This is a genomic window from Pelagicoccus enzymogenes, assembly GCF_014803405.1.
In the GTDB taxonomy this organism is placed as follows: Bacteria; Verrucomicrobiota; Verrucomicrobiia; order Opitutales; family Opitutaceae; genus Pelagicoccus; species Pelagicoccus enzymogenes.
Window position 1 is genome coordinate 306,008 of record NZ_JACYFG010000038.1, and the last position, 11,762, is coordinate 317,769.

At 56.9% G+C, this 11,762-nt stretch carries 9 protein-coding genes; 5 read left to right on the forward strand and 4 right to left on the reverse strand.

Annotated elements, in window-relative coordinates; translation table 11 throughout:
* Positions 1-3: 3 nt before the first annotated feature.
* Together IEN85_RS16040 and IEN85_RS16045 are read left to right on the forward strand one after the other, a co-directional pair.
* Positions 4-1,728 carry a flotillin family protein gene (locus tag IEN85_RS16040; RefSeq protein ID WP_191618117.1) on the forward strand — a complete coding sequence of 575 codons (1,725 nt, stop codon included), beginning with the start codon at positions 4-6 and terminating at the stop codon, positions 1,726-1,728.
* Positions 1,729-1,817: 89 nt separating this feature from the next.
* Positions 1,818-2,762: a hypothetical protein gene (locus IEN85_RS16045; RefSeq protein ID WP_191618118.1), complete on the forward strand. Its 945-nt coding sequence runs from the start codon at positions 1,818-1,820 to the stop codon at positions 2,760-2,762.
* Positions 2,763-2,839: 77 nt separating this feature from the next.
* On the opposite strand, the gene IEN85_RS16050 is transcribed toward IEN85_RS16045, so the two are convergent.
* The 4 genes from IEN85_RS16050 to IEN85_RS16065 form a co-directional block, all read right to left on the reverse strand.
* The gene (locus IEN85_RS16050; RefSeq protein ID WP_191618119.1) at positions 2,840-4,432 is read right to left on the reverse strand and encodes a S8 family peptidase; all 1,593 of its coding nucleotides are present in this window, start codon (positions 4,430-4,432) and stop codon (positions 2,840-2,842) included.
* 96 nt (positions 4,433-4,528) lie between these two features.
* Positions 4,529-6,295 (reverse strand): hypothetical protein, encoded by a 1,767-nt coding sequence (locus IEN85_RS16055; protein ID WP_191618120.1) that lies wholly within the window; start codon positions 6,293-6,295, stop codon positions 4,529-4,531.
* 4 nt (positions 6,296-6,299) lie between these two features.
* Positions 6,300-6,596, reverse strand: coding sequence for an STAS domain-containing protein (locus tag IEN85_RS16060; protein ID WP_191618121.1), 297 nt, complete (start codon positions 6,594-6,596; stop codon positions 6,300-6,302).
* 14 nt (positions 6,597-6,610) lie between these two features.
* On the reverse strand, positions 6,611-8,173 hold the full coding sequence (locus tag IEN85_RS16065) for a response regulator (RefSeq protein ID WP_191618122.1): 1,563 nt from the start codon (positions 8,171-8,173) through the stop codon (positions 6,611-6,613).
* A 337-nt stretch (positions 8,174-8,510) separates the two neighbouring features.
* Between IEN85_RS16065 and IEN85_RS16070 the strand changes: the two genes are divergently transcribed.
* From IEN85_RS16070 to IEN85_RS16080, 3 genes are read left to right on the forward strand one after another with little or no spacing between them, the layout of a single operon-like run.
* A complete protein-coding gene (locus IEN85_RS16070; RefSeq protein WP_191618123.1) occupies positions 8,511-8,876 on the forward strand; it encodes a response regulator in 366 nt (121 codons plus the stop codon).
* An 11-nt stretch (positions 8,877-8,887) separates the two neighbouring features.
* Entirely contained in the window at positions 8,888-11,266 is a 2,379-nt protein-coding gene (locus IEN85_RS16075; protein WP_191618124.1) for a chemotaxis protein CheA, read from the forward strand.
* A 4-nt stretch (positions 11,267-11,270) separates the two neighbouring features.
* Positions 11,271-11,720: a chemotaxis protein CheW gene (locus IEN85_RS16080; RefSeq protein ID WP_191618125.1), complete on the forward strand. Its 450-nt coding sequence runs from the start codon at positions 11,271-11,273 to the stop codon at positions 11,718-11,720.
* Positions 11,721-11,762: the final 42 nt, after the last annotated feature.

Here is an 11,762-nt window from a genome sequence, read left to right on the forward strand (position 1 = left end):
ACTATGTTTGATCTATCATCACTAGCCGGAGTCGTCGGCTTGGGCGTCATCCTCGTCCTCACCATCCTTTTCATCCTGTCGCGCTTCTATCGACGGGCCAGCAAGGAGGTTGCGTTTGTCCGTACCGGTATGGGCGGCGAAAAAGTTATCTTGGACGGAGGCGGCCTAAAGTGGCCGGTTTTCCACGAAATCATCCTCGTGAACATGCGCACCCTGCGCTTGCAGGTGGATCGCAAGAATGAAGAAGGATTGATTACGGCAGACCGGATGCGCGTCGATGTGACGGCTGAGTTTTATCTTCGGGTGAAGCCTGAGAAGGAATCCATCGCCAAGGCTGCCCAGACTTTGGGTGAACGGACATTGGAACCCGAACGCTTGAAGGAGCTGCTCCAGGGTAAGTTCGTCGATGCGCTGCGCTCTGTTGCAGCGGGTTTATCCATGGAACAACTACACGAGCAACGCGCGGAGTTTATCCAGTCCGTGCAAGTGTCGCTCAGCGAGGACCTGCTGAAGAATGGTTTAGAGCTCGAGTCTGTTTCCTTGACCGCTCTCGACCAAACCGGCCGCGAGTATTTCAAGGAAGACAATGCCTTCGACGCTCAAGGTCTCGCCAAGCTTACTTTGATCACCGAATCGAAGCGTGAAGAGCGGAATCGCATCGAGCAAGAAACACGTATCAAGATCGAGAACCAAAACTTGGACGCTGCGAAACAGAGCTTCGAGATCAAGCGGGCAGAGGAGTTCGCTCGCCTCGACCAGCAGCGCGAAGTCGAGATGGCCACAGCTCAGCAATCGGCTCGTATCAAGACGGAGGATGCCATTCGCAAGCGGGAAGCGGAAGAAGCCCGTATCTCCGCGGAGCAGGCTGTGAAAGAAGCGGACATCCTCTCTCGCCAGGCGGTAGACGAAAGAGACATCGAAGCAAAGCGTCGTATCGAAGAAGCGGATATCCAGCGTCGCCGCTCCGTAGACGTAAGCGGGCAGGAAGCCGCGATCATCGTGGCGAAGAAGTCTGAAGAAAAGTCCCAGGCGGAAGCGGAAGCGGCCAAAGCGCGTTCGAATTTCGTGAGGGAAGAAGAGCAAGTCGTCACTGTTCGCGAAACTGCGATCGCCAATCGTAAGAAGGAGATCGAGCTGATCAAGGCGCGTGAGGACGCGGAGAAGCAAGCGATCGATGTTACGGTTGCCGCTGAAGCGGACAAGCAAGCGGCGCTCGACAAAGCGGAGGCGGTGCTCACCGAATCCAAGGCAGCGGCTGAGAAGATTCGCATCATCGCGGAAGCGGACCAGAAGCGATTCGAGGTCGAGGCTTACGGCGAGAAGGCGATCAACGAAGCCAAGAATATCCTCAGTTCCGAGCTCATCGGCTTCGAATTGCGCAAGATCTTGGCTCAAGTGGCCCCGAAAATCATGGAAGCCAGCGTAAAGCCAATGGAGAAGATCGACAGCATCAAGATCCTGCAGGCGAATGGCTTTGGCGGTACGACTGGAGGGGCAAACGGAAGCAACGGTACGTCAAACGCGGGGGGCGGCAGCTTGCCGAACCAGCTCGTGGATGCGGCTCTTGGCTACCGCATGAACCTGCCGCTGGTCGACAAGATGTTGGAAGAGCTCGGACTGGATCCGAAGTCAGCAGAAGGTCTCAGTGCCTTGCTTAAGGAGAAAGGCGACCTGAAAATCGACACCGAGACGGAGGAGAAAACGGTTAAAGCCAAAAGCAAATCCTAGCGTAGTTTAATAGCGTATACAAGTTTGGGCGAAGGGTAACCTTCGCCCTCTTCTTGTTCTTCACTTTCCCATTCCCAGATTCTTGGACCATGAAAAAAAGATCACTCTCGAATTTCGTTATCCTTCTTGCTTCGATCATTTTGGCGACGGGCCTCTATGGGAAGAAGCACAAGGGAATCGAGTTACCCAAGTCTATCGGCTCGTTCCTGTATCAGGACTTTCACGACTACGAGAAGGAGAATCCCGGATTGGGGAGGGGTTTCGCTTACCACACTTCGGACGGAGTTACTGCGACGATTTACGTGTACGACCTGAATCGCAGGGACATCGAAAATGGGGCAGATGGAGTTGTCGTAGTCGAGTCGGCCCGTTTGACGGCTCGCGAGATAGAGATGATGGCCAAACAGCAAGGCTATGCGGAGCTAAGCGTTTCGAACTTTCGCAAGGTGTCGGTTGGGGCAGTCAAGATGTGGTTTTCGAGGATTTCGTTCCAGGAAGAGAATGGGGTAGAGAGAAATTCCTTGGCATTGCTAACTGGATACAAATCTCAAATTTTTAAGGTTCGCATCACAGGGGGTAGTGATGCGGAACGCTTCGATGCGGTGGTGGAATTCTTCCTAAAGGACTTGGGGAACAAGGTTCTTAAAGGGGGAAAGAAAAAGAAGCGGGACATTGTTCTAAGCTCGGAAATCATGAACAGCGCGAATGGGGCGTTGCATGTGGTCTATACGGCGATCAAGCAAACCTTGGGCGATCCATATTCGTTTGAGACGGAACGGGCCGCGATGGAATTGGTAGCTCTTGCCTTGGAAAAGGAAGGCAACGAGAAGGACGAGACTTTCAATCGGGACGACAAGAGCTTGATGGAGTTTCACAAGGCCTTCCGAGCAGGATTCTTGAACGAGTACGTTTGGTTCTTTGCTCGGAATTATGTGTGGGAGAGGCCGGAGGGCTTGCGGCTTAAAGCATTCCAGCAGTGGATTTCAGAGGAGATGCCGGACCATGAGCTGCCCTTGGTTTTCTCGGTCGGATGAGGCTGAAAATCGCGTGACAAGCACGCTCCCACAAGTAGTTGGGTAGATGCGAGGGGGGTATTCGGAGAAGCCACGCTCTATTCTTCGGGAATTGAGAGATTGCTACTTCGTAGGTTGTTTTCGGGAATTGTATCAGGTTCGGAACTACGCGTTTCGACGTTAGCGGAAATTTCGAGTCCGAGGGATAGCTCGCTGACATTGGCGGGCAGACTTTGGCTCGCGGATTGGCCTGGTTCGAGGGAGCCGAGGTAGATTTCTTGGGTGATGCCGTTTGGGAGCGTGTAGCTGAGCACGGCTGCGGGGATGGTTTTGGTGCCGCGGTTCTGGGCGGTTAGGTGAATGGTGTATTGGTCCTCTGGGCCGTCGGTGTGCGCGAGGTAAATGTCGGCGAGAGCAAGGTCTGTGTAGATTGTATTGGATTTGTAACTACGAGTTAAGTCGACGTAGCCACGGCCGAGTTGGACGTCGACTCCAGGGAGCCCGCTGTCGTTGGCGTTGGCGAGCAGGAGTTCGGCGGCTTCGCTGGCGGTGATGTCGAGGGCGGAACTGAGGGAGGCGATTGCTCCGGAGACGTAGGGCGCGGCGGCGGAGGTGCCGGTGAAGCTGGTCCAATTTTCGTCGTCCCAGGCGGCGTAGACGCCGACTCCGGGGGCGGCGATGTCTACGGAGGCGCTCTGGTTTGAGAAAGAGGTGGGGTGTCCTTCCGCGTCGATGGCGGACACGGCGATGACGGATTCGTAGGCTGCGGGATAGGGGAGGGCAGCGACGCTTTCGTTGCCGGCGGAGGCGACGAGCACCACGCCTTGAGAGTCGGCGTAGGCGACGGCGTTGCTGAGGGCTTGGTTGCTACCGTAGCTGCCGAGGCTCATGTTTATGATGTTTGCGCCCTCGTCAACGGCTTGGACGATGGCCTTGGCCAAGGTGAAGGCGTCGCCTATTCCGTCTGTATCGAGAACTTGGATGCCGATGAGCTCAGCTTGGGGGGCGATGCCGACCCCTTCTTGGCCGGCGATGAGGGAGGCGACAGCGGTGCCGTGGGAAAGGTAGTCGTGGGGGGCGGAGAAGCCGATCTGCGTGAGTTTGTCGGAGTCGAGCGTCGTGTGATTGCGGATACCGGTGTCGAGCACTGCGATCTTGACGCCTTGGCCGCCAGCGTTGTTTGGGTCGAGGGCTCCCATGAATCTGAGGGCGGAGCTGCCGAAGGCCCGATCGGCAGCGAGGGTGTCGGTGGCGACAGGGAGTGGGGTGAGCAGGGTGTAGTTGGGGTCGTCTTGGGCGTTCGGGGGAAGCTGGCTGGGGTCGAATCGCTCGGGCACTTTTATGCGGACTGACAGGAGTCGCTGGTTGGAGGCGACGACATGGACGTCGTCGGGCAGGTTCGCCAAAAAGGCGCGATAGTCGGACTCGGCGGCGAAGGAGAGTACGCGTTCGTTTGGGATGGAGTGCCCGGGAGCCGCGTCTTTGGGGTCGGCGGATTCCGTGGTCGGTGCGACGGCTTCTGTTGTCTTGGAGACGAGCCTGCGCGGATTTGCGTGCTCGAAATTCTGAGAGATGGCAGCTGGTTTTTTGCTCTCTTCGAGGTATTGGCGTAGCCAGAGCCCCGCGGTCGCTGCAACGATCAGCAGACTGAGCGTGACGGCGATGTAGGGTGGTAGTGGGCGGCGTGGCATGGAAGCGAGCTTAGCCGAAATCTTGGCGGAGCCTCCCCTAGGACACTAGCTTGGATTTTGGGTTCGCCCGAAACGGCGCATGGTTGCTTCGCGGGGCTAAAAGAGGTCGATGTTATCGCAGCTTAGGGTTTTGGAGCTGTTGGCGCGGTCGCTTAGGCGGGTGCTGATGCCGAGGTCGAAGGCTTGCGATTGTTGGTCGTTGTGGATGCGGGTGTGCATGGCTCCGCGTTTTTCGGAGAGCAGTGTTTCGACTTCGGCGTCGATGGCTTGGCGGGCGGCGGTCTTGAGCTTGTCGATCTTGGCTTGTTGGCGGAGTTCCTGGGCAAATTGATCGAGCGTGTCGGCTTGGAGGCTGAGCTTGTGGAGGCGTTCCGCATCGTCGTTCGAAAATCCGGTTACCATTTCGCTGAGGCTGGCCACGATTTGGAGGGAGTTAAGGGTGCTGTCGCGCAGGGCGTGCAGCTCGGCCTCGAGCTCGGGGCCCTGTTCTTCGATCGTGGCGAGGTGTTCTTTGCCTGCGTCCCATTCGCTGTCGATGGTTTGCACGAGTTCTTCGACGGCGGCGTGCAGGGTGTCGATCTGGGTGGCGGTGCTGTCGCCGAGGGCTCTGAGTTCGGAAGAGATCTCGGCGGTGCGGGCGGCGAGGACTTCGAGTCCGCTTCCTTCTCCGACTTGGATGGAGCGAACTTGGGCGTTGAGGGCGATGAATTGTATTTTTATGGAGACTTCGAAGACGACGGCGGAGAGTTCCTTGGTGAGCTCGCGTACGGGTTGGATGGCTTCGCGGGAGCCTTGGGAGAGGGCGGTGCTTTGCGCGAGCATGGTGCGGATGGACTCGAGGGATTCGAGCAGCATTTGAACCATGCCGTCAGCGGAGGCAGTGATATGCTCGAACTGGTCCATGGTGGTGGCGGCGCGGTAGAGTTCCTTGGCCTGGCTGGATATGGCGTTGAGGCCGGAGTTGAGCTCGTGGGAGGACTGGCGGATTTCTTCGGCGGCGGTTTCGACTTGGGTGGCTTGGAAGATGAGCCAGCTGGTTTGGGAAATTCCTTCGGGCTTTTGCTCGAGGTCCTTGAGGATGCTTTCGCAGCGTTGGCGGATGATGTCCTCGTACTGGAGCGACATGACGAGCCGGCCGATGGCGTTCTCGAAGTTGTTGGCGTGGATGTCGAGGTGGGCGGACTTCTTTGAGTTGGTGTTGATTTGGGTTTTGAAGGCTTGGATGGCGTCGGAAATTTCAGCCTGCTTTTGGGAGATGAGCTGGGATTGGTGCTCTCGCTCGGTCTTGGTGCGCTTTTCGGCGGTGAGGATGGCGGAGCGGGCGTCTTGCAGGTTCTTGATGTTTTTCTGGAAGGTTTCGTCGACAAGGATGTGGAGGTGGGAGATTTCCTCGGATACGGAGTGAAAGGTCTGGCGATTTTCTTCGGAGAGCTGGGAGGCTTCTATCTTGAAGAAGACGAGCATGAATTTGAGGGGCTCGAGGGAGGAGACCATGTCGTTCTGCATCTGCAGCAAGTCGCCGGCGCTTTTTTGGCTGTCCAGCATGAGCTGGTGGTTTTTGGCGTGGTGCTGGAGGCAGCCGGTGAGAAAGGTCATTGGGCCTTCCAAGGCTTCGGCTACGCGGAAGAGCAGTTGGCTGCTTTCGTCGTGGCCTCCGGCGGAGGCGAGCAGCACGTTGCAATCTTCCCGCAAGCGCTTGGTCTTCTCGTCGATCAGTTCGAGGTTGTTGCTGATGCCGCGGAAGACGGACTCGACTTCGTGGATGGTTGTTCGCAGGTGCTGGGAGAGGCCCTGGGTAGAGACGGCTGCGTCGTGGCGTCGCGTCCAGCGGTGGCGGATTCGCTTGGTGAGTCTTTGTATCACGGTATTAGGGGCCGACGATTTCCGCCTTTTGGTCGAGGCGGGTAAAGGTGCAGATGCGCTTGAGGCTTTGGTTTCCGATGAGGAGGCGCACGCGGGCGTTCTGGTTGTTGGCGGTCTTTATGGTTTTGACGATCACGTTGAGTCCCACGGAATCGACGATGTTGGCGGCCCGCAGGTCGAGCTCGAGCAGTTCGCTGGACTTGACGTTTTGGAGGAGGGGCTCGATGCGGGTCCAGTGTTGGCTGGCGTTGGTGCTGACGATATCGGCGTCGGCCTTGTAGCTGTGAATCGTTGGATGCATGGTTTTGCGGGCGGTTAGTTGGCCCAGTTTAGGTTGGCTTCGCGTTCGAATTCCATGAAGACGGATGCTCCGCGGTCTGAGAGGTCGATGCGGCTGGGGATGGAGTGCATCATGATGAGACCTCGGTGTTCGGGGATGAGCTCTTCGGCTGCGGTGGCGGCGTGGGCTTCCCAGTCGAAGCTATGGCCCTGGCCTTGGTCGCGGATTTGGATGGCGATCTTGGAGAAGTCATGGGAGCGGGAGAGTCGAAGGGAGGCGGCGAGGTCCCTTTGGGAGCGGCAGCCGTGCGTGAGAGCGTTGAGGAGGGCTTCGCGGAGGCAGAGCAGGAGGTCTGCGAGATAGGAGCTGTCGATCTCGGGGGCGACGATGCGGATGCTTTTTTCGCAGTAGGCTTGGATTTCGTCGATGCGGTCGGCTTGGTCTCCGGGGATGTCCAGGGAGACCAAGGGAATCATGGGCTGGAAGTCTATCGGGGTACAGGGGGGGGTTACGCGGATGACTGCGATGTCGTCTCGGGCGTTGGAGAGTAGGCTGGAGGAGTTGAGCCTTTTATTGAGGAGACGATCTGCCAAGGCGAGTGGATCGACTTCGGTGTTTTCGGCGAGGTCGCTGAGGCCGTCGGTCCAGGCGCAGACATAGCCAGGCTGCAGCTTGATCTGGCTTTGGAAGAAGGGGTCTTCGAACCAGCCGAGGGGAGCGAAGCCCTGGGCGTTGCCAATGGGGGCGGCGAATCCGTCGCTTTGGGAGAGGTAGGGCTGTGGTGCGCCCGCGTTGATGAAGGAGAGGAGTTGCTTGTCTCGGTCGAAGCTGAGGGCGAGGGCGGCGAGAGAGTGGCCGACGAGGTCCTCGTCGTTCCATTCGTGGAGAAGGATGTCGTTGAAGTGTTGGAAGACTTGGGGAAGGCTGGCCCCGTACTTGAGCATTCCGCGGGCGAGGCCGTGGAAGTAGTTGGACTGGAGGGCGGAGGAGAGCTCGTGGCCGGAGGCGTCGGAGATGAGGAGGACTTTCTCGCCGCTCTTGAGGGGGATGACGGAAACGAAGTCGCCGCTGGCTTGGGACTTTGAAGTGAAGGTGAACTCGATGTTGGACCATTCTCCAGTCAGCTGCTTGTGCTGCAGGATACGCTGGTTTTCGCCGAGGGTGTTGGCCTCGGATTCAGTGGCCTGCAAGTGGCGGCGGCGACGTGTCTGAGCGACAGCGTCTGCGACGCGAGCCCTGAGGGTGTCGCGCTTGATGGGTTTTTGCAGGAATCCGCAACCGTTGATCTGGATGAGGTTTTCGAGGATCTGGCGTTCTCCGTCGCTGGTCATGAGCATGACGGAGAGAGTGGGGTCCTCCACGCTGATGTACTTGAGGAGCTCGAGCCCGTTTTGGCCGGGCATCCAATAATCGGATACGACGAGGTCGAAGTGGTCGAAGCCGAGTGTATGAATATGAGCGCGGGCTTCTTTGGCTGACTGCGCCTCGGTCACGTGGTAACCGAGTCTTTCGAGCACGAAGCCGAGGAGGCGGCGGGTCGTTTTGTCGTCGTCTACCAGAAGGAGTTGGATGGATTTGGAGCTGGAATGGCCTTCCATAGGGGCAGGAGATCGGACGGCACGGTAGATTTTTTAGTAGTAGTGCGAAATAGCGCTTAGTGACCTTGGTATTTATCAATATTTTATGGGCCATCTTCCTTGTTTTAGGGTGAAGTCCTTAGTGGTAGTCTCGTTGTGTCTACTAGATGGATTAGCTTGTAAAATAAGTAAAAGCTGAGGCGGAGCTTCTCGTTCTCCTTAGTAAAATAAGTATTTAGCACTAGCCCTTCGCTGGTTTTTTGGGTCGGGCTGCTTATATTTCGCGGCTCCGATACGATAAAGGGCCCTGGAACATAGCAATTTCACTGAGGAAATAGGTACTTACCCACGCACCCATATGAAAACGATAATAACTGTCGATGATGCGTCGACGATCCGCAAAATGGTTGGATTCACCCTCAAGTCCGCAGGCCATCAGGTTCTTGAAGCCGCTGATGGGCTGGAGGCTTACGAAAAGCTCAAGGGCAAGCCGGTGGATCTGGTTATCACCGACGTCAACATGCCGCGCATGGACGGCATCGAGCTGACCCGCAAGCTGCGCGCCTTGCCTGCCTACAGCCGGGTGCCGATCGTGTTGCTCACCACGGAAGCGGGCGCTGCCAAGAAGAGCGAAGGCAGAGCCGCGGGAGCGACCGGCTGGATCGTGAAGCCGTTCAGCCAGGACCAACTACTTGCGCTCGTTTCACGGGTGTTGCCCAACTAACTACGAGCGCTATGAGCAGCGAAAGCTTCGACGACTTTCAGACCGAGCTCGTCAAGGACTTCCTCTTGGAGAGCGCCGAGGGGCTTGAGACCTTCGATCAGGATCTGTTGGCGATTGAGAAGGGGGAGTTCGATCCGACTTTGCTCAATCAAGTCTTTAGGGTGGTGCACACCATCAAAGGGACCGCCGGATGCCTTGGCTTCTCGCGCATCGAGAGTATCGCCCACACGGGAGAGAACGTGCTTTCGCTGATGCGCGACGGGGAGCTGCAGTCCTCGCCCAGCATCGCTGACGCTCTTCTGAAGCTTTCCGATGCTTTGCGGGCGATGCTGGAAGTGATCGAGACCAGCGGGTCGGACGAAACGGCTGGCGACTACAGCGAGCTCAAGGATGTCTTGGACGCGATCAAGAACGGCGAACTTTCCGTTGAAGCGACGACTATCGATCTGGAAGCGTCCGATCAGATTGAAACGCAGGAAATCGAAAGCGGTGAGCCGTCGGCAGACCCGAATTCCGGTTGGGGATTTTTCGAAGACGAAGGCGAAGCGTCTCAATCGGCTGTTGAGCAATCCGCGCCAGCGGAATCCATTCAGGAAGATGTGGGCGATTCGGCGTGGGGACTCTTTGAAGAAGAGGAGGTTGCTGTCGTTGAAAAACGGGTACATGAACAGGAACGTAAGGACCGGCCAGCTCCCAATCCGCCTGCTGCCGGTAAAGCAGAATCTATTGCCAACGCCACTGTGCGGGTGGATGTGGAGTTGCTCGATAGCTTGATGAACATGGTCGGCGAGCTTGTCCTCTCACGCAATCAGCTCTTGCAGCTCGGATACCAGCGAACGGTTTCGCCTTCGGAGGTTTCTGCGATCTCGCAGCGATTCAATCAAGTGACCACGGATTTGCAGCAAGGGATCATGAAAACGCGCATGCAGCAGATCGGCACGGTCTGGGGCAAGTATCCGCGAATCGTGCGCGATCTTGCTGCTGACCTTGGCAAGCGCGTCGAGCTTGAAACCTTCGGAGCGGATACCGAACTGGATCGCACCATCATCGAAGCGATCAAGGATCCGTTGACCCATATCATACGCAACGCGGTGGACCATGGCATCGAACGCCCAGAGGTTCGCAAGGCCGCAGGGAAGTCCGAGTCGGCCCAGTTGCTGATGCGGGCGTTTCACGAAGCGGGACAAGTAAACATCGAGATCGTCGACGACGGAGCGGGAATCGACGGAAACAGAATTTGCGGCAAAGCAATCGAGAAGGGCTTGATCGACGTCGAAGAAGCGGCACGGCTTTCCAATCGCGAGAAGATCAATCTCATCTTTCTGCCCGGTTTTTCCACAGCCGAGAAGCTGAGCAATGTCTCAGGTCGCGGCGTGGGAATGGATGTGGTAAAGACCAACATTGAGAAGATTGGAGGTTCCGTGGAAATCCATTCTGTCTGTGGAGAAGGTACGACTTTGCGTATCAAGATTCCGCTTACGCTTGCAATTGTAGCAGCCTTGGTCGTTAAGAGCGGTTCGCAGCGTTTTGCGATTCCGCAGGTCAACCTCGTGGAGCTCGTCCGCATCAAGTCGGAAGACATGAAGGAAGCCATTGAGATGGTTTACGATGCGCCCGTGTTTCGTTTGAGAGGCAAGCTTCTCCCTCTGGTCTTCTTGGACAAGTTCCTCAAGCTTCCAGCCGAAGAGCGCGCGATGCGTTCCTCTGTCAGTATCGCGGTGCTGCGGGCCGACGGTCAGGACTATGGTCTGGTGGTCGATGTCGTGAGCGACACGGAAGAGATCGTGGTGAAGCCCTTGGGCAAGCAGCTCTCTCACATGCCGATCTATGCCGGGGCTACGATCATGGGAGACGGTTCGGTAGCCATTATATTGGATGCGGTAGGAATCGCTTCTCAGTCTGGGGTGCTCAGCAAGGCTCAGAAGGCGATGGACTCGCGTTCGGACGGCTCGGAAGACCTCCAAGACTTCGGGCAAAAGACGTCTCTTATCCTCTTTTCGCTTCCTGGATGGGAGAACTTGGCCATGCCCTTGGATGCCGCGGAACGACTTGAGGAGTTTGCTCCAGAGGTCATCAACAAGTCGGGTGGCGTAGAATCGGTGCAATACCGTGGTGGCATCATGCAGCTCTTGCGTCTCGGGGATTTGCTGGGCACGGAAACAAGCTTTGAAGATTCCTTGCGCGAGCAAGTGATCGTCTACAAATGCGCGGATCGCTACCTAGGACTGGTGGTAGGCGAAAATCGCGATATCGTCGAGCAGACGCTCCATTTAGAGAATATCGGTTCGCGAGCCTTCATCAAAGGATCTGCGGTGATCAACGGCCAGACCACAGACTTGGTTGACGTCGATGCCGTGCTGGAGCGAGCCGGACTTAAGGAAACATTCTAGTGTCATGACAAATTCGATACAGCTCTGTACCTTTCGCCTCGGCGGGCTCCACCTTGGGATCGACGTGCTCTCTGTTCAGGAAGTGATCAAGTGTCCAGCCCTTACGCCCGTTCCTCTTGCTCCCACGGAGATTGAAGGACTCCTGAATCTTCGCGGCCAAATCCTCACTGCTATCGACCTTCGTAGACAGTTCTCGTTGGGATCAGAAACCAGTGAGGGCAACGAAGGGAAGATGCTGATCATCGTTCGTACCCGATCCATCGAGGCTGCTCTGCTCGTCGACTCGGTGGGCGATGTTATAGACGTCACCGACGACAGTTTCGAAGAAACCGCAGCCAACGTGCCTGCCAGCGTGCGGCCCTACATACTTGGCGTGCACAAACTAGAGAAGCGACTGCTTCATGTACTCGATGCAGAGGCGACCGCCTCGATTGCCTCCCGCTTAACACTTTAATTGATAGATATAAACCTCCATAGCCATGCGTCTCAGAACAAA